The 18,000-nt window shown below is 68.6% G+C and carries 15 protein-coding genes and 3 pseudogenes; 7 read left to right on the forward strand and 11 right to left on the reverse strand.

Going from position 1 to position 18,000, the window contains the following annotated elements; all coding sequences use genetic code 11:
• Positions 1–151 precede the first annotated feature (151 nt).
• From OHA88_RS08220 to OHA88_RS08245, 6 genes and pseudogenes are all read right to left on the reverse strand, one after another.
• Complete coding sequence (locus tag OHA88_RS08220) at positions 152–619, reverse strand: DUF3592 domain-containing protein (RefSeq protein ID WP_328624895.1); 468 nt, start codon at positions 617–619, stop codon at positions 152–154.
• A 24-nt stretch (positions 620–643) separates the two neighbouring features.
• Entirely contained in the window at positions 644–1,273 is a 630-nt protein-coding gene (gene kdpC, locus OHA88_RS08225) for a potassium-transporting ATPase subunit KdpC (RefSeq protein WP_328624896.1), read from the reverse strand.
• Positions 1,274–1,308: 35 nt separating this feature from the next.
• Complete coding sequence (gene kdpB, locus OHA88_RS08230) at positions 1,309–3,438, reverse strand: potassium-transporting ATPase subunit KdpB (RefSeq protein ID WP_328624897.1); 2,130 nt, start codon at positions 3,436–3,438, stop codon at positions 1,309–1,311.
• On the reverse strand, positions 3,438–5,102 hold the full coding sequence (gene kdpA, locus OHA88_RS08235; RefSeq protein ID WP_328624898.1) for a potassium-transporting ATPase subunit KdpA: 1,665 nt from the start codon (positions 5,100–5,102) through the stop codon (positions 3,438–3,440). Before kdpA (OHA88_RS08235) ends, kdpB (OHA88_RS08230) begins: the two co-directional genes overlap by 1 nt.
• Positions 5,103–5,113: 11 nt before the next feature.
• Positions 5,114–5,203, reverse strand: coding sequence for a K(+)-transporting ATPase subunit F (kdpF, locus tag OHA88_RS08240; RefSeq protein WP_107055367.1), 90 nt, complete (start codon positions 5,201–5,203; stop codon positions 5,114–5,116).
• A gap of 568 nt (positions 5,204–5,771) precedes the next feature.
• Positions 5,772–6,569, reverse strand: a pseudogene (locus OHA88_RS08245) (histidine kinase); the annotation flags it as partial.
• 558 nt (positions 6,570–7,127) lie between these two features.
• Here OHA88_RS08245 and OHA88_RS08250 point away from each other — a divergent pair.
• The 6 genes and pseudogenes from OHA88_RS08250 (at position 7,128) to kdpA (OHA88_RS08275) (ending at position 12,683) form a co-directional block, all read left to right on the forward strand.
• A complete protein-coding gene (locus tag OHA88_RS08250; protein ID WP_328624899.1) occupies positions 7,128–7,580 on the forward strand; it encodes an SAV_915 family protein in 453 nt (150 codons plus the stop codon).
• Positions 7,487–7,771, forward strand: a pseudogene (locus tag OHA88_RS08255) (diaminopimelate decarboxylase); the annotation flags it as partial. The gene OHA88_RS08250 and the pseudogene OHA88_RS08255, both read left to right, overlap by 94 nt.
• A 133-nt stretch (positions 7,772–7,904) precedes the next feature.
• Positions 7,905–7,994 (forward strand): K(+)-transporting ATPase subunit F, encoded by a 90-nt coding sequence (kdpF, locus tag OHA88_RS08260; RefSeq protein WP_326625181.1) that lies wholly within the window; start codon positions 7,905–7,907, stop codon positions 7,992–7,994.
• Entirely contained in the window at positions 7,994–10,168 is a 2,175-nt protein-coding gene (gene kdpB, locus OHA88_RS08265) for a potassium-transporting ATPase subunit KdpB (protein ID WP_443044193.1), read from the forward strand. The genes kdpF (OHA88_RS08260) and kdpB (OHA88_RS08265) overlap by 1 nt, the downstream gene beginning before the upstream one ends.
• A gap of 2 nt (positions 10,169–10,170) precedes the next feature.
• Positions 10,171–11,031 (forward strand): potassium-transporting ATPase subunit C, encoded by an 861-nt coding sequence (locus tag OHA88_RS08270; protein WP_328624900.1) that lies wholly within the window; start codon positions 10,171–10,173, stop codon positions 11,029–11,031.
• A gap of 2 nt (positions 11,032–11,033) precedes the next feature.
• Positions 11,034–12,683: a potassium-transporting ATPase subunit KdpA gene (kdpA, locus tag OHA88_RS08275; RefSeq protein WP_328624901.1), complete on the forward strand. Its 1,650-nt coding sequence runs from the start codon at positions 11,034–11,036 to the stop codon at positions 12,681–12,683.
• Positions 12,684–12,712: 29 nt separating this feature from the next.
• On the opposite strand, the gene OHA88_RS08280 is transcribed toward kdpA (OHA88_RS08275), so the two are convergent.
• Together OHA88_RS08280 and OHA88_RS08285 are read right to left on the reverse strand one after the other, a co-directional pair.
• The gene (locus OHA88_RS08280; protein WP_328624902.1) at positions 12,713–14,527 is read right to left on the reverse strand and encodes an APC family permease; all 1,815 of its coding nucleotides are present in this window, start codon (positions 14,525–14,527) and stop codon (positions 12,713–12,715) included.
• 561 nt (positions 14,528–15,088) lie between these two features.
• Positions 15,089–16,489 (reverse strand): NAD(P)-binding domain-containing protein, encoded by a 1,401-nt coding sequence (locus OHA88_RS08285; RefSeq protein ID WP_328624903.1) that lies wholly within the window; start codon positions 16,487–16,489, stop codon positions 15,089–15,091.
• A gap of 103 nt (positions 16,490–16,592) precedes the next feature.
• On the opposite strand from OHA88_RS08285, the gene OHA88_RS08290 reads away from it, so the two are divergent.
• Positions 16,593–16,988 (forward strand): ArsR/SmtB family transcription factor, encoded by a 396-nt coding sequence (locus tag OHA88_RS08290; RefSeq protein WP_326625186.1) that lies wholly within the window; start codon positions 16,593–16,595, stop codon positions 16,986–16,988.
• Here the strand turns inward: OHA88_RS08290 and OHA88_RS08295 are convergent.
• The 3 genes and pseudogenes from OHA88_RS08295 to OHA88_RS08305 all read right to left on the reverse strand — a co-directional run.
• On the reverse strand, positions 16,985–17,200 hold the full coding sequence (locus tag OHA88_RS08295) for a hypothetical protein (RefSeq protein WP_328624904.1): 216 nt from the start codon (positions 17,198–17,200) through the stop codon (positions 16,985–16,987). The two genes, OHA88_RS08290 and OHA88_RS08295, sit on opposite strands and share 4 nt — an antisense overlap.
• 44 nt (positions 17,201–17,244) lie before the next feature.
• The gene (locus OHA88_RS08300) at positions 17,245–17,565 is read right to left on the reverse strand and encodes a hypothetical protein (RefSeq protein WP_267008642.1); all 321 of its coding nucleotides are present in this window, start codon (positions 17,563–17,565) and stop codon (positions 17,245–17,247) included.
• Positions 17,566–17,587: 22 nt separating this feature from the next.
• Positions 17,588–17,746: pseudogene (locus OHA88_RS08305) on the reverse strand (pyridine nucleotide-disulfide oxidoreductase); the annotation flags it as partial.
• Positions 17,747–18,000: the final 254 nt, after the last annotated feature.

Raw genomic sequence — 18,000 nt, forward strand, 5'->3', positions numbered from 1 at the left:
ATTGTTCTATTCGCATGGATTTGGAGAAGTTCGCCCTCCCTTGTGTGATCCTCGCCGGCCTCGGCGCCGATGTAACCCGCATCGACCGGCTCGGCAGACCTCTGCATGGACGCCGCCCGGAAGGAGCACGACGAGAAGCGCTCCGGATCTGTCACCGACCCGCGATCACAACAGCGAGCAGAGTCACCGAGAGCAGCACGACGAGGGCGCCCCCGGCGATGAATGCGCGATCAGGGCCGAAGCGTTCCCGCCCGTGGACCACGACGTTCCTCGGGTCGGCCGGATCGTAGGAGACATGTACGTTGTCGCCGTCACTGAACGGCCGTCGCCGGGTGGAGGGAACGGGACAGACGACTTCCATCACCCTGTCGTCCTCCGTCACGAACTGGAGCAGCGGGCGCAGCGGGGCCGACTCCTCACGGGCCTCTCCCGGGTGTCGCTTGACGAGCGCCTGGACACGCACGCCCGATTCGCTCACTCGCCGTGCCTGGCGCAACCCATAGGCGCCCGCAAGGACGGCGAACATGCCGCCGAACGCGGCGATCCCTGCCAGTACGGCCACGGCACCCACGTCCATGTCACGCCCCACTCCGATGTATGTCCTCGCCTCGGCCGCCATCGCACAGGCACCCTCACATTTTGGTCACATCAGGCCGGCCAGAGCGTGGTTGAGTTCGACGACGTTGACGCGTTTCTGACCCAGAAGACCGAGAACACGTCCCTGGACGTGGTTGGCGACCAGCGCCCTGACCTTGGCGGGGGCAAGGCGGCGGGCCTTCGCGACGCGATCGACCTGTTCGTAGGCGTAGGCCGGGGAGATCGCCGGGTCGAGCCCGGAGCCGCCGGCGGTGACGGCGTCTGCGGGGACGGATTCGGGCGGGACCCCGTCGAAGGCGGCGACGGCGGCGCGGCGGATCCTGACGGTCTTGATCAGGTCGGTGTTGTTCGGGCCCAGGTTGGAGGCGCCGGAGTTCATGGGGTCGTAGCCGCCCGCGGACGGCCGGGGCTGGAACCACTTGGGGTCGGGGCGCAGCGGCTCCTTCGCGTCGTCGGGATTCTTCTTCGGCAGGGCGAAGTTCTGGCCGATCAGGCTCGACGCCACCGGCGTACCGTTCGTCGTCAGCATGGAGCCGTTGGCCTGGTGGGAGAGACCGGCCTGGGCGATGCCGGTGACGAGCAGCGGATAGCCGATGCCGGTGATCACGGTGAACGCCAGCAGCATCCGCAAGGCGGTCAGATGGCGCTGGAGTACGCGCGGAAGGTTGGTGCGCACCGTGGGATCGCCTTCTTCTCTCGTCGGGCCGTCTGTCAGCCCAGGCCGGGGATGAACTGGATGAAGAGGTCGAGCAGCTTGATGCCCACGAAGGGCAGCACCAGCCCGCCGAGCCCGTACATCCAGATGTTGCGGCTCAGCAGCTTCGCGGCGGAGGACGGCCGGTAGCGCACACCACGCAGGGCGAGCGGGATCAGCGCGATGATGATCAGCGCGTTGAAGACGATCGCGGAGGTGATCGCCGAGGTCGGGCTGTGCAGGCGCATGATGTTCAGCTTGTCGAGGCCCGGGTAGACCACCGCGAACATCGCCGGGATGATCGCGAAGTACTTCGCGACGTCGTTGGCGATCGAGAAGGTCGTCAGCGCACCGCGGGTCATCAGCAACTGCTTGCCGATCTCGACGATCTCGATGAGCTTGGTCGGGTTGGAGTCCAGGTCCACCATGTTCCCGGCCTCCTTGGCGGCCGAGGTACCCGTGTTCATCGCCACGCCGACGTCCGCCTGAGCCAGCGCGGGCGCGTCGTTCGTACCGTCGCCCGTCATGGCCACCAGCTTGCCGCCCGCCTGCTCACGCCGGATCAGTGCCATCTTGTCCTCGGGCGTGGCCTCGGCGAGGAAGTCGTCCACCCCCGCCTCCTCGGCGATCGCCTTCGCGGTCAGCGGGTTGTCGCCGGTGATCATGACGGTCTTGATGCCCATGCGGCGCAGTTCGTCGAAGCGTTCGCGCATCCCTTCCTTGACGACGTCCTTGAGGTGGATGACGCCGAGAACGCGTGCACCGGGCGCATCGCCGCGCCGGATCACCTCGCCGACGACCAGGGGGGTGCCTCCGCTCGCAGAGATTCCGTCGACGATGCCGCCGACCTCCGCCGTGGGGTGGCCGCCGTGCTCACGGACCCAGCGCATCACTGCCGTCGCCGCTCCCTTGCGCAAGAACCGGTTCTCCTGAGGATCGTTGAGGTCGACACCGCTCATCCGGCTCTGAGCGGTGAAGGGTACGAACTGTGCCTGGGCCAGCTCTCCCTCGCTACGCCCACGTAGCGCGTACTCCTGCTTGGCGAGGACGACGATCGAACGGCCCTCGGGCGTCTCGTCGGCGATCGACGACAGTTGGGAGGCGTCCGCGAGTTCCTCGACGCTCACCCCGTCCACCGGCAGGAATTCGGCGGCCTGGCGGTTGCCGAGGGTGATGGTGCCGGTCTTGTCGAGCAGAAGCGTGTTGACGTCACCCGCGGCCTCCACCGCACGCCCGGACATCGCCAGCACGTTGCGCTGCACGAGCCGGTCCATGCCCGCGATGCCGATCGCCGACAGCAGCGCGCCGATCGTCGTAGGGATCAAGGCGACCACGAGGGCGACAAGGATGACGATGGTCTGCTCGGCCCCTGCGAAGATGGCGAAGGGCTGCAGGGTCGCCACCGCGATCAGGAAGACGATCGTGAGGGATGCCAGCAGGATGTTGAGCGCGATCTCGTTCGGCGTCTTCTGCCGCGCGGCCCCCTCCACGAGTGCGATCATCCGGTCGATGAAGGTCTCCCCCGGCTTCGAGGTGATCCTTACGACGATCCGGTCCGAGAGCACCTTGGTGCCGCCCGTGACCGCGGACCGGTCGCCGCCCGACTCGCGGATCACCGGCGCCGACTCGCCCGTGATGGCCGATTCGTCGACGCTTGCGATGCCCTCGACCACATCGCCGTCGCCGGGGATGACCTGCCCGGCCTCGACGACGACGTGATCGCCCAGTCGAGGATCGACACCCGGAACCTCCTCCTCTGCGGCGTCGGTCGCGCCCGGCCGCCAGCCGGTGAGACGGCGGGCCATCGTCGTCGTCCTGGCGCGGCGCAGAGACTCCGCCTGGGCCTTGCCGCGTCCCTCGGCCACGGCTTCGGCGAGATTGGCGAAGACCGACGTCAGCCAGAGCCACGCCGTGATCACCCAGGCGAAGACACTGGGCGTCCTGATGGCCGACAGCGTGGTCAGCAGCGCCCCGACCTCCACCACGAACATGACGGGGTTGTGGACCATCGAGCGCGGATCCAGCTTGTGCAGGGCGTCGGGGAAGGACGTCAGAAGCTGCTTGGGATCGAGCAGTCCGCCCGAGACCCGGTGCTGCTGACGCCCCGCGCTCGGCGGGGTGGGAGCGGGTGTGGCGGTCGTGGACATCAGTGCAGACCCTCCGCGAGGGGCCCGAGCGCGAGCGCCGGGAAGTACGTCAGACCGACAACGATGAGGATCACTCCGGTCAACAGCCCGACGAACTGCGGCCGGTGAGTGGGCAGGGTGCCCGCGGTGACCGGAACAGGCTGCTGCCCGGCGAGCGAGCCGGCGAGTGCCAGGACGAACACCATCGGCAGGAACCGGCCGACGAGCATGACCACACCAAGAGCGGTGTTGTACCAGACGGTATTGACGCTCAGCCCCGCGAACGCCGAGCCGTTGTTGTTCGCAGCCGACGCGAAGGCGTACAGGACCTCGGAGAAGCCGTGCGGCCCGGAATTGAGCATGGCCGCCCTCTCCCCCGGGAACGCCATCGCCAGCCCCGCACCGACCAGCGCGAGCGCGGGCGTGGTCAGGATGTAGAGCGAGGCGAACTTCATCTCCTGGCCCCGAAGCTTCTTGCCCAGGTACTCGGGCGTACGGCCGACCATCAGTCCGGCGACGAACACCGCGACGATCGCCAGGACCAGGATCCCGTAGAGCCCGGAGCCGGCGCCGCCGGGCGCGATCTCCCCCAGCATCATGTTGAAGATCGTCATTCCGCCGCCGCCCGGCGTGTACGAGTCATGGAAGGAGTTGACCGCTCCGCACGACGTCAGGGTGGTCGACACAGCGAACAGAGCCGAGGCCCAGATCCCGAACCGCGTCTCCTTGCCCTCCATCATTCCGCCGGCCGCATGACCGGCCGCGCTGCTCACGCTGTGCAGCTCGTTGGCGGTCACGATGGCGACCGATGCGCACCAGATCAATGCCATCACGGCGACGATCGCGTAGCCCTGACGGTTGTCACCGATCATCGTCCCGAAGGTCCGCGGGAGTGAGAACGCGATGACCAGCATGAGGTAGATCTCGATCAGGTTGGTGAAGGCGTTGGGGTTCTCGAAGGGGTGCGCGGAGTTCGCGTTGTAGAAACCACCGCCGTTGGTGCCCAGTTCCTTGATGGACTCCTGGGAGGCGACGGGGCCGCCGGTCATGCTCTGGTGCCCGCCCGCGATGGTGGTGATGTCGTGGATTCCATGGAAATTCTGGACGGCACCGGCGGCCACCAGAACGATCGCGAAGACGAACGCAAGGGGCAGCAGAACACGCAGCACGATTCGTGTCAGGTCCACCCAGAAATTCCCGACGCGATCGGTCGCCTTCCTGCTGAAGCCCCGGATCAGCGCCGCGACGACGGCGATACCCACGGCCGCGGAGACGAAGTTCTGAACCGCCAGGCCCGTCATCTGGACCAGATGGCCCATCGTCGACTCACCGGAATACGACTGCCAGTTGGTATTGGTGACGAAGGATGCCGCGGTGTTGAACGACTGGTCCGTGGTGACCGGCTTCATTCCCAGCGACAGCAGGAGATGGTTCTGCAGGCGCAGAAACGCGTACAGGAACAGCACCGACACTGCGGAGAAGGCAAGGATGCTGCGCAGGTATACCGACCACTTCTGATCGGCGTCGCCGTTCACACCGCCTGCCCGGTAGATCAGGCGTTCAGCCGCCCAATGATGATCAGTGGTCAGGACGCGGGCAATGTAGCCGCCCAGGGGGCGGAACGAGAGGCCTAGCGCGATCACCAGGGCGAGCACCTGCAGCCATCCCGCGAGGGTGTCATTCATCGGGCTGTCTCCTAGAACTTCTCAGGGAAGATCAGGCAGACGACCAGGTAGACCACGAGGCACGCGGCAACGATCAGGCCGACGATGTTCTCCACGCTCACAGGCGTCCGACCCCCTTGGCAGCCAGGCCGATGAGGGCGAACACCACGATCGTGAGGCCGATGTACGCGACGTCCGACATGCGCGAGGCACCCCGCAGAGTCATCAGAGGCAGGCCTGTTCAGCCTCCCGGTTGAAATATGGGTTTGATGCGGAATGCGAGATTGATTCTTTTCTGACGCTATATCAGTCGACCTCGAGAATGCCCTGACGCTCTGTGGGCCGATGGGATGACGGTGAAGTGCCGGGATTCACTCGGCGCGGCCGGATGTCGCGCTGGCGCCAGGCGCAGAACTCGGAAGAGAGAGCATCACCGAGAAAGCGGGCCCCTCAGTGGTCGTCTCCAGGGTCCCGTCCATCGCCTCGGCCAAGTCGCGCGAAAGCCGCAGAGCCAGGCTGTCGGCCCGGGTACCCGGAACCCGGGAGGCCGCAGTGCTCAGTTCGGGGCCCCGGTCGGGCATGCCGTGGGGGCCTGTCCGGCGGGCTGTGACGCAATGCGTCGGCCCCCAGGGCGGTCAGGGCCCGGGTGAGGAGGGCGGCGTCGGCGATCACGTCGGGCAGCTGTTCCGGCAAGTGCAGCAACTCGGTGCCGGGTGTACGAGCGCTGATCCTCGCGGCACGGCGGATGAGAGTCTCGCCCTCAGGCCCGCCGCTCAGGGACACCCGGATGCGTTCCCGGGTTTCCCACGGAGCGACGATGCCGTGTTCCGCCCGGTAGCGCTGCAGCCCCTCTTCCACCCGGTCGGCGAGCCACAGCAGGGCGATTTCGCGCAATGCGGTGAGGTTGCCGACCCGGAAGTAGTGAGTGAGGGCGGACTCAATGCGGTCCGGCGGATAGATGTCGCCGTGGACCATGCGGCGGCGGAGCACCTCCGGTGGCAGATCGACGAGTTCGATCTGGTCGGCCCGACGGGCCACCTCGTCGGGCAGGGTCTCTCGCTGGCTGACCCCCGTGATCTGCCGTAGCACGTCGTTGAGGGATTCCAGGTGCTGGACGTTGAGCGTGGTGACGACATCCATGCCGGCGGCCAGGAGTTCCTCCACGTCCTGCCACCGCTTGGCGTTGCGGGTCCCCGGAACGTTGGAGTGGGCCAGTTCGTCGACCAGCGCGACCTGGGGACGGCGGGCCAGCACTGCGTCGAGATCCATCTCCGTGAAGAGCGCACCGCGGTGGCTCAACGTACGCCGGGGGATCGTCTCCAGCCCCTCGGCCATGGCCGCGGTGGGCCGACGCCCATGCGGCTCGACGAAGCCGACGACCGCATCCGCGCCCCGTGAACGCAGCCGCTGCCCCTCGGCGAGCATGGCGTACGTCTTCCCGACCCCAGGGGCGGCCCCGAGATAGATCCGCAACCGTCCACGTGCCACCGGCGGACTCCTGCCAGGTCGCCCCCCATGTCGTCCTCGCGCCCTTCCATGGTGCGCCCCTCCGGGCCGCTCCACTCGACGACACCGATCGCTGACCCTCAAGTACACCCTTGGGTGTATCGCGTCCTCGGCGGACGCCGGTCACCCATTGACCTTCCGCGGCACACAGAGGATCGACCGTCTGGTGCGGTGCACCAGGACATGTGGCACCGCGCGCGGCTGATCCTCCGTGGCACCCACGGGCTGCAGGCAGGCTGCGACGTAGTTCTATTGCCCCGCAGGGGTGTTGAAGGCCTGTTGCGCTAGGGCGGCCGGCGGCTTTGTCGCCGACATCGGACGCCGGCCGTGGAGGCCGTCCGTGTGAGTTCTGCCCGAAGGCCCTGCCGGGCAGGCTGACCAGGTTCACCGTGCCCGTCAGCGTCGCGTTACGGGGTGGAGGCTCGGCGTCAAGCATCCGTCAGCGTGGCGGCCCATCCCCGGTGGGCGGGCATAGCTTCGGTGGAGCGCCCGGCCGGACCGACCGGGCGCCGCCAGTCGCCTTCTGCGAGGAGCAGCACCATGTCTCCACTCGAGTTTCCCGAGGACCCCGAGCCTTCTGAACGGTTCCCGGCCGGACTCCTCTACGTCCCTGTCCGGTCGGGGCCCTCTGGTTGTACGACCCGGTTCTTCCGCACCCCTCTGGGCGGCCGCACTGCCGTCGGATTCACCTCCGTGGCGAAGCTCACCGCCACTCTGGGTGCTGACCAGGACTGCATCAGGCTCTCCGAACCCGCGCTGCGCGCTCTCGCAGCCCCCTTGGGCGTCACCGCTCTGACCGTCGACCCGCCGTTCTCCGCCCCCGCGGCCCACCGCACCGCGGCCAAGGTCCGTGAGCGCGAGAACTCCTGGAGCCGCTGGCATCCTCAGCACATCGGTGCCGCCTCATCGGCCGCCCCTCGGCGGCGCCGCCCCGCCTCGTCACCGTCGTGGACCGGCACTACGAAGCCGGCGACGTCCTCGCCGACGACGTAGCACTCCCGGGCGACATACGCCCCGGCGACCTCCTCGCCGTTCCGGCGGCCGGGGCCCATCACCTCTCCATGGCCTCCGGTTACAACATGATCGGCCGACCGCCCGTCGTCGCGGTGTCCGACGGCACCGCACGCGTACTCGTACGCCGCGAATCAATGGACGACATGAGCCGCAGGGACATCGGCCTGTAGCTCGGGTCCCCCAATCCCGGCGTCCGCCGAAACACCCTCTCGGCGGACGCCGCTCGACGCATGCCACGAACGGCCCGAAAGATCACCAAGTACCCCCTGTTCGCATACCCCAATGTGTGAGGACGAGGTCTCGATGACCGTCGAAAACGCCGTCGGCCTGGTCGTGGCCGTCGCACTGCTCGCCTATCTGATCCTTGCCCTGATCAAGCCGGAGAAGTTCTGATGTCCGCCCCCGCAACGGTCGAACCCGCCCCCGTCCACGACGTGCCGCCTCCGCGCGAAGAACGGCCGCGCCGGGTCGGTGCCGGAATGCTCGATCCCAAGCAGCTGTGGCTCGCGCTCCCCCAGGCGCTCCGCAAGCTGAATCCGGTGGCCCTGTTCCGCAACCCGGTCATGTTCGTCACCGAGGTCGGTGCCGCGCTCACCACCGGCATAGCGGTCGTCCACCCCAATCTCTTCGGCTGGCTGATCACCGCTTGGCTGTGGCTGACGGTGGTCTTCGCCAACCTCGCCGAGGCCGTGGCCGAGAGCCGTGGCAAGGCGCAGGCCGACGCTCTGCGCAAGACCCGGCAGCAGACCACCGCATGGCGGCTCGCGGGCTGGGAGCCCGGGGCGGCGGAGGACTCCTACCTCGAAGAGGCCGTCGCCGCCTCCGAGCTCAGGCGCGGCGACATCGTGTCCGTACCGGCCGGGGACCTGATCCCCGGTGACGGCGACGTCATCAAAGGCGCGGCCAGCGTCGACGAGTCCGCCATAACCGGTGAATCCGCGCCGGTCATCCGCGAGTCCGGAGGCGACCGGAGCGCCGTCACCGGAGGCACCCGGGTGCTCTCCGACCATCTGGTCGTACGGATCACCCAAGAGCCCGGAGAGAGCTTCCTGGACCGGATGATCGCCCTGGTCGAGGGTGCCAACCGGAAGAAGACCCCCAACGAGCTGGCACTCAACCTGCTGCTGGTCATGCTGACCTTCGTCTTCTTGGTCGCGGTCGTGACCCTGCAGCCGATGGCGATCTTCTCCAAGGACGCGATGGCCGCCGCGCACGACACCGCGGCGCTGACCGCGGACGGCGTCACCGCCATCGTGCTGGTCTCGCTCCTGGTCTGTCTGATTCCGACGACCATCGGTGCGCTGCTCTCGGCGATCGGCATCGCGGGCATGGACCGGCTGGTGCAGAGAAACGTACTGGCCATGTCCGGAAGGGCGGTTGAGGCCGCGGGCGACGTCAACACCCTGCTGCTCGACAAGACCGGCACGATCACCTTCGGCAACCGGCGGGCGAGCGCGTTCCTGCCGGTCGGGGCAGTCTCCATGGAGCGGCTGGCAAAGGCCTCGCTCCTTTCCAGCCTGGCCGACGAAACGCCCGAGGGCCGGTCGATCGTCGAGTACATCCACGCCGAGCACGCCTCGGTCGTCGAGGACACCCGTTCTGCGACCGGCGCCGAGTGGGTGCCGTTCACCGCCGCCACCCGTATGTCCGGGGTCGACCTCCCCAGCGGTCAGCGGCTGCGCAAGGGAGCCGCGGCGTCGGTCGCGGCATGGGTGCGCGAGCAGGGCGGCAAGGTACCTACCGCGCTGGATACCACCGTGGATCATGTCTCCGCGTCCGGCGGTACGCCGCTGGCCGTGGCGGAGTCGAGGAGTGACGGCACAGCCGAGGTACTCGGCGTCGTCCACCTCAAGGACGTCGTCAAACCCGGCCTGCGCGAACGCTTCGACGAGCTGCGCCGCATGGGCATCCGCACGGTGATGATCACCGGAGACAACCCCGTGACAGCCCGGGCGATCGCCGAGGAGGCGGGTGTCGACGACTTCCTGGCCGAGGCGACCCCCGAGGACAAGCTGGAGCTGATCAAGCGCGAACAGGCCGGCGGCCATCTCATCGCCATGACGGGCGACGGTACGAATGATGCCCCGGCACTCGCGCAGGCGGACGTCGGCGTGGCGATGAACACCGGTACGTCGGCCGCCAAGGAGGCCGGCAACATGGTCGACCTCGACTCCGACCCCACGAAGATCATCGAGATCGTCGAGATCGGCAAGCAACTCCTCATCACCCGAGGCGCGTTGACGGCCTTTTCGATCGCAAACGACATCGCCAAGTACTTCGCGATCCTGCCCGCGATGTTTGCGGCGGTGTACCCGGGGCTCGACCGGCTCAACATCATGGACCTGCACTCGCCGCTGTCCGCGATCCTCTCTGCGGTCATCTTCAACGCGGTGGTCATCGTGGCGCTGATCCCGCTCGCCCTGCGCGGCGTGCGCTACCGGCCTTCCTCCGCCTCCACCCTGCTCACCCGCAACCTGTGGATCTACGGACTCGGCGGCGTGATCGCCCCGTTCCTGGCCATCAAGTTCATCGACTTCGCCCTCGTCCAGTTCATCCCGGGGATCTGACCATGACACGCATCCCACACTGGCTCGCCCAGCACATCGCAGCGTTGCGGGTGGTCCTCGTGCTGACTCTCCTGACCGGCCTGGCCTATCCGCTGGCCATGGTGGCGGCAGCCCAGGTCCCGGGCCTCGGCGGCACGTCGGAGGTGACCGGCGCCAACGGCAGACCGGCCGGATCCTCGCTGATCGGCCAGACTTTCACCGACGCCAAGGGCAACGCCATCAAGAAGTACTTCCAGTCCCGGCCCTCCAACGCCGGTACGGGATACGACGCCACGGCGTCCGGCGCCGGCAACCAGGGCCCCGAGTCCGTCGTCGACACCAAGGACAAGCCGAGCCTGCTCACCCTGGTGTGCGCGCGCAGCAAGGCGGTCGGCGACCTCGAAGGCGTCGACGGCTCGCGCCCGTACTGCACGGACGACGGCGTGGGTGCGGTACTCGGCGTCTTCTACGACGGCGGTACGCGCGGACGTGCCACCCAGGCCGTCAGCCTCAACCAGGCCTGCCCGGCGAAGCCGTTCCTCACCTCCTACAAGGGAGTTCGCGTCACATGCGCGAAGCCCGGCGCGGACTACAGCCACGCAGTGATCGTCCCCGTGCGCGGCAACGCCCCGTCGGACCCTGTCGTCCCCGCCGACGCGGTCACCGCGAGCGGCAGCGGCCTCGACCCGCACATCAGCCCGGCGTACGCGAAGCTCCAGGCCCCGCGGATCGCTCGTGAGCGAGGAGCGAGCGTGGCCGGCGTACGCAAGCTGATCGAGAAATACACCACCGGCCGCGCGCTCGGCGTGCTCGGCGAGCGCGGCGTCAATGTCGTCGAGCTCAACATCGCCCTCGACCGTACGTATCCGAAGCAGGGAGCCTGATCATGGCGGCCTGGATCCAGGCATCGCTCGTCCTCGCCGTGGTCGTGGGGCTGCACGTCCCGCTCGGCGACTACATGGCCCGCGTCCTCGACGGTGGGAAGCACTGGCGGGGAGAGAGAACCCTCTACCGCGTCTGCGGAATCGACCCGGACAAGGAGCAGACCTGGCGGCACTACCTCACCGCCCTGATCGCCTTCTCCGTCATGAGCATCGCGGCGCTCTTCGCCTTGTTCACCCTTCAGGGAAAGCTTCCCTGGTCGACGGGGCACGAGGGCATGCCATGGCGGCTCGCGCTGCACACCGCCGTCTCCTTCACGACGAACACCAGCTGGCAGAATTACGCGGGAGAGTCGACCACCGGGCATCTCGCCGTCATGGCGGGCCTGGGTGTCCAGGCGTTCGCGTCGGCGGCGGTCGGCATCTGTGTGGCCCTCGCCCTGGTCCGGGGCCTGATCCGGCGGTCCACGGACGGCCTCGGCAACTTCTGGGTCGACCTGCTGCGCACGATCTTCCGCGTCCTGGTGCCGATCGCGGTCGTCGGCGGCCTGATCCTGATGGCCGGCGGTGTCGTCCAGAGCCTCGGCGCCGGACACACCTTCACCACGGTCGCGGGTGGCAAGCAGACGATCCTCGAGGGACCTGTCGGCTCCTGGGAGCCGCTGAAGCTGTTCTCCGGAGACGGCGGCGGTGTCTTCAACGCCAACAGCGCCCACCCCTTCGAGAACCCGAGCGCCTGGACAAACGCGTTCGAGATCGTGCTGATGCTGCTCATCCCGACAGCCTGCATCCGCATGTTCGGCCGGCTCATCGGCAGCCTGAAGCAGAGCTGGACCCTGCTCACCGTCGTCGGGATCCTCTTCGGCCTGCTCCTCGCCGCGGGCACGCTCGCGCAGAGCGCCCACACCGGCACGGTCACCCAGGCGGTCGCCGGACAGTACGAAGGCACCGAGACCCGCTTCGGCATCCCCGGCTCGACACTGTTCGGCGTGGGGGCCACGGGTTCGGCGGACGGAGCGGCGAACTCCTCGTACGACAGCTTCTCCAGCCTCGGCGGCGGGGTGCTGCTGTCCGCGATGATGCTCGGTGAGATCGCGCCCGGCGGCACCGGCAGCGGGCTCTACGGCCTGATCATCGTGGTCCTGGTGGCCGTCTTCATCGGCGGCCTGATGGTCGGCCGCACGCCGGAATACCTGCGCAAACGGATCGGCTTCGGGGAGATGCGGTGGGTGGTCGTGTACGCGCTGATCCCGCCCACCGTAATTCTCGCCTGCACGGGGATCGCACTCGCCTTCGATGACGGCCGGACCTCGATGGGCAACCCAGGAGCGCACGGCCTGACCGAGCTCATCTACGCCTACACCAGCAACACCAACAGCAACGGCAGCGCGATGGCGGGCTTCAACGGCGCAACCGACTTCCACAACCTGCTGATGGTGTTCGCGATGCTGGCCGGCCGCTACCTCCCGATGGCCTGCGTCCTGGCCCTGGCCGGACGCCTCGCCAAGCAGCAACCGGGCGTCGTCACAGTCGGCACGCTGCGCGCGCAGGGCGTCAACTTCGTCGTCCTTGCCACTGCGGCGGCCGTCATCCTGGCACTGCTCAACTTCCTTCCGGCGCTGTCCCTCGGCACCATCGCCGACGGACTGCTGTAGCGGCCCGAGCAGCGGCTGAGCCTGCGACCTCACAGGCTCAGCCGGTACGGCACGACACATACGACGACGTCGGTACGGGCCCTCAACGCGGCCGCCAGCAGCAGGCCCCTCTGATTCTGCAGGATCTGGTAGCGGCGGTGGAGGGGCTCCACCTCGGGGATGAGGACGGCGATCTGCCGCCCTCCCTCCGCCGCCCGCTGGACGTAGTCGACGATGGGCTGCACCAGTGAGCGCTGCGGGCTGTCGATGACATCCAGACGTACACCGGGATCCCAGCGGTCCCAACTCTCCTCCAGCGCACGAGCCTTGGCGGGATCACCGTGCACGGCGACCGCGACGACCTCGTGGCCGAGGGCACGGGCGGCCGTCAGAGCGTGCTGGGTGAGTTTGCTGACCTCGCCGACCGGCACGATGACGAGGGAGTCGGTAACGCGTACGGGCGGCGGGACTTCACCCAGCCCCAGTTCCCTGCCGACCGCTGTGTAGTACCGCTGGATGCGGGCGAACAGCAGCATCAGCAGCGGAACGGCGGCAACCACCACCCAGGCCCCCTCCAGGAACTTGGTGGTCAGCAGGACGATGCCGGCCACGGTGGTCAGGATCGCGCCGACCCCGTTGAGCACGGCGCGCCGCACCCAGCCGGACGGCCGCTCCCGCGCCCAATGTCGTACGAGCCCGACCTGGCTGATGGTGAAGCCGATGAACACCCCGATCGCGAACAACGGGATCATCCGGTGCGTGTCCGCGTTCACGGCGATCAGTAGCAGCGCCGCGAGCAGAGCGAGGGCCACCACTCCCCAGCGGTAGACGGGGCGCTCTCTGCGCAGACCGAAGAGATGAGGCAGCCGGTGGTCCCTGGCGAGCAGACTCATCAGGACGGGCAGGCCGCCGAAGCTGGTGTTGGCGGCGAAGGCCAGCGCGAGGGTGACGATGAGGTTGGTCGTGTAGTACGGCCAGCCCGTCCCGTACGAGCCCGCGGTGAGCTGCGCGAGTACTGTCACGCCGCCGCGCGGGGCCACATGGTCGCGGCGGATCAGGACGGCCAGCCCGATCAGCATCAGCCCGAGCAGCGCGCCAAGCATCAGCTCGGTGCGCTGCGCCCGCTTGACACGCGGCTCGCGGAAGGCGGGCACACCGTTGGCGATGGCCTCCACTCCGGTCAGCGCGGAGCAGCCGGAGGAGAATGCCTTCAGGAGCAGCAGCACGCCCAACGCCTCAGTGCCGTGCACAGGTTGGGCGGTCCCGACGACGGCCGCCGGGTGGGAGCGCAGCAGCCCGAGCGCGATGATGCCGAGGATGCTCACGATGAACAGCCCCGTGGGCAGCATCAGCACCCGCGCACTCTCGGCCACGCCGCGCAGATTCACGGCCGTGAGAAGAGCAAGCCCGACGAGACAGATTTCCAGCAGATGCGAGCCGAGGGAAGGGAAGGCGGAGACGAGACTGGCCGCGCCGGCTGCCAGGCTGACGGTCACGGTCAGCACGTAGTCGACGACGAGACTGGCCGCCGCGAGGTAACTCGTCCTGGGGCCGAGATCCTTCTTCGCCACCGCGTAGGCGCCGCCCCCGTCCGGGTGAACGGCGATCACCTGTCCGTAGGACACGACGAGCACCGCCAGCAGCGCGGCAATGACCAATGTCACCGGCAGCGTGGCGGTCAGCGCCCCGGTCCCGGCGGCGATCAGGACGAGCACGATCGCCTCGGGTCCGTACGCGACCGAGCTCAACGCGTCCAGGGACAGCGCGGCGAGCCCCTCGACGCTGGTCAGATGGTGCCGTTCACCTTCCCCGGGCCGCAACGGAACTCTCGGCCGCAGTTCGCGGCGGGCCAGGCCGTACGCCATGAGGGACCTCGCGGTGCAGGGTGCGGGGGGATGGGTGCTGTTCGGGGCCAGTGTGACCGGGCCACCACGGCGAGACGCGTCAAGGACGCGCCAAGGCTGCACGCCTTTTCGGGGAATCCCCATGCCGAATGCGCGACCGGGCCAGGGCTAGCACGCGGCTCTGGACGTCGACGACGTCCGGGACCTGGCCGTGGTCGGTGGTGTACCGCTTCTCCATCCGCCGGTACCCGACCAGCATGGCCAGCACTGCACGCATAGGGCCACGTTCCCGCTACCACGGCCGGCGGGGCACCGGCCGAGCCGTCGCCGCCCAGACCGCAGCCGGTGGTGACGGCCCCGCCCGCAGCCGCAGGAACGAACAACCCGTCATCGCCCCCGACGACGAGGTTGTTGCCCGCGTCGGTCGACAGGTGCGTGGAGATGAAGCCGGTCGCAGGGTCACAGGCGACGCCGGGACCAGCCGAGATACACGGCCGAACGTCCTCACAGGACACCTCGGCGGCGGCTGCGCTGATGACGTAAGGGCCGGCTGCACAGGGACGTTGGCCGGGGCGCCGGGGTTCAGGCTCCGCAGCAGCCGCCGGACGGCGATTCGTCGGCAGTTGCTGCAATCGGCAAAGAGGTGCCGGCGCCGATCTGTACGAGAGCGACTGCCGGAGCGGCGCAACAGCCTGTGCCGTCGGCCTGGCCGGCTGCCGGGTCGTCGAAGAGTCCGGCGCCGCCGCAGACTCCGCTCTCGGGGAGGGTGAGTTCGACGCGGTCGGCGGATTCGGTGTCCCCGGCGATGGCGGCGGTGACGGAGCGGACCTGCTCGTAGCCGGTCATGGCGAGGAAGGTCGGGGCGCGGCCGTAGGACTTCATGCCGACCAGGTAGATGCCGGGTTCGGGGTGGGACAGTTCGCGGTGGCCGTGGGGGTAGACGGTGCCGCAGGAGTGCTGGTTTGGGTCGATCAGCGGGGCCAGCTCAGTGGGTGCCTGGAGGCGCTCGTCGAGGCCGAGGCGGATCTCGGAGAGGAAGGACAGGTCGGGGCGGAAGCCGGTCAGCACGATCACCTCGTCCACCGGGTCCAGCCGCCGTCCGTCCTCGCCGACCAGGACCAGGCGGCCGTCACCGTCACGCTCGATGGCTTCGGTGCGGAAGCCGGTGACCGCGTCGGCGTGGCCGTTGTCGACGGCGGCCTTCGCGGCCAGGCCGAGGGCGCCGCGGGCAGGGAGCTGGTCGGCGGTGCCACCGCCGAAGGTGGAGCCGCTGATGCCGCGGCGCAGGATCCACACCGCGTGCGTGCCGGGCTCGTCCTTCGCGACGTCGGCGAGAGTGGCCAGGGCGGTGAACGCGGAGGCGCCGGAGCCGATGACGGCGGTGCGCCTGCCGGCGTAGCGGGCACGGACGGCCGGGTCCTTCAAGTCCGGGACACGGTAGGCGATGCGGTCGGCCGCCGTCTTCTCGCCGAGGGCGGGAAGACCGCTGGCGCCGGCCGGGCTCGGGGTGGTCCAAGTGCCGGAGGCGTCGATGACCGCGCGGGCGAAGACACGCTCCTCGCTGCCGTCAGCACTGGTGAAGTGGACGACGAAGGGCTGGGCTTCGCGGCCGGCGTCGACAATACGGTCGCGGCCGGTGCGCGAGACACCGGTGACAGTGGCGCTCAAACGGACGCGGTCGCCCAGGACATCGGCCAGGGGCTGGAGGTACTGCTCGGCCCAGTCCCCGCCGGACGGGTACGTGCCGGCGTCGGGCCTGGTCCAGCCGGTCGGCGCCAGGAGCTTCTCGGCGGCCGGGTCGGTTACCTCGCCCCAGGTGGAGAACAGCCGCACATGTGACCAGTCACGTACTGCGGATGCTGCGGCCGGCCCTGCTTCCAGGATCAGCGGCTCGATGCCGCGCTCGACCAGGTGTGCGGCGGCGGCCAGCCCGGCGGGGCCGGCCCCGATGACGACAACCGGCAGGTCTGCAGTGGTGGTCATGGCGGCGATGTCCTCCGAGATAGGCGACCGGACGGCCGCTGCTTCGATTGCTGTCGATATCGGGAGCTTGGCACTCGGCATCGATGAGTGTCAACATAGACACATGTCGAAATCAGAGCTTGCGGAACTGCCAGTCCTGGACACAGGGACCGTGGTGCCGTGTTGCCCGCCGATCACCGCCGGCGAGCTGTCACAGGACGACGCGGAGAAGATGGCCCTGATGTTCAAGGCGCTGTCGGACCCGGTACGGCTGCGCCTGTTCTCCAAGGTCGCCTCGCACGCGGGCGGCGAGGCGTGCGTGTGCGACATCTCCGATGTCGGCGTCTCCCAGCCGACCGTCTCCCACCACCTGAAGAAACTGCGTGAGGCCGGACTCCTGACCTCGGAGCGGCGCGGGACCTGGGTCTACTACCAGGTCGCCCCGTCCGTCGTGGCGGCCATGTCCGCCATGCTCGACCTGCGCTCGACCGCCGCCCCACGCTCCGGCGCGGCCGGTTAGCCGGTGCAGGCGGGCGGGCAACAGAGCGCCTTGCGCCGCGGCGGCCACGCTGTCCGCTCTCGCGTGAAAGTCATCAGCTCGATACCTCGGGTGAACTGCTGCATCACTTTCCGACGTGTCTCGCCGGCAAGGGCCTTGAGGAAGTCGGCCGTCGCCGGATCCACCGTCACTGTTCCAAAACCCTGCACGGCGTCGACCGGGATGCCGGGCACGTCCTACAGCGATTGCGTCCCGCAGTGGCCCGGGTGAGCCGAGATCAGGATTCGTGGTGGAAGGCGGTCGCGAGCGCCTGGTGCAGCTGGCCGACGCTGGGGGCGCCGTCCAAGCCCTCGGGCGTGCGGTAGAGACGGCAGGCCATCCCCTGCGTCCGTCCGGCTTCTGCGAACGGGTCTTCTCCGTCGATGAGGACGGTCGGGGAGCCGGTGAAACCGATGCGTTCGGCCTCAGCCTGGTCGGTGACCACCCGCGTGACGACATCGACCTCGTGCAGCCCTGCCGCCTCCAAGGCCCGCCACAACCGGCCGACAGCCAGCTGTTCGTTCGGGCATTCCTTCACGACTACGACCTCGATCCGCATGCCTCCAGCATGCCGCACACACTCAGGCCGGCAGCTCGGTGATCTGCCGGACGGCACCGCGGGCCGAGCACCCCACCCCGATGAGGGTGGCAGAGGCCGGCCCCGTCCAGTCGCCGTAGCCGAGCAGGTGCAGCCGTGGCTCGCCGACCGCACGGGTGCCGTCGGTGGCAATGGCAGTACGACAACAACGGCCCTCGCCGCACACGGCGTCCAGTTCGACTGCGATCCGGCGCGCGAGGCCGTCGTATCCGCAGCTCACCATGCGCTGGGAGCGGGAACCAAGTCCCGCTAGAAGAAGGAGAGTTGACGTCACATCAGCCAGGAACGACAGGACAGACGTGTCCGGTTCCGGGTGAGCGAGGGGTTCGGCGTCACCATTCCGTATGCGTCCGTCAGCGGTGTGGGGCGTGTCTGGCGTACCGCGGGCCGGCCGCC

Origin of the sequence: Streptomyces sp. NBC_00353, assembly GCF_036108815.1 — a bacterium.
In the GTDB taxonomy this organism is placed as follows: domain Bacteria; phylum Actinomycetota; class Actinomycetes; order Streptomycetales; family Streptomycetaceae; genus Streptomyces.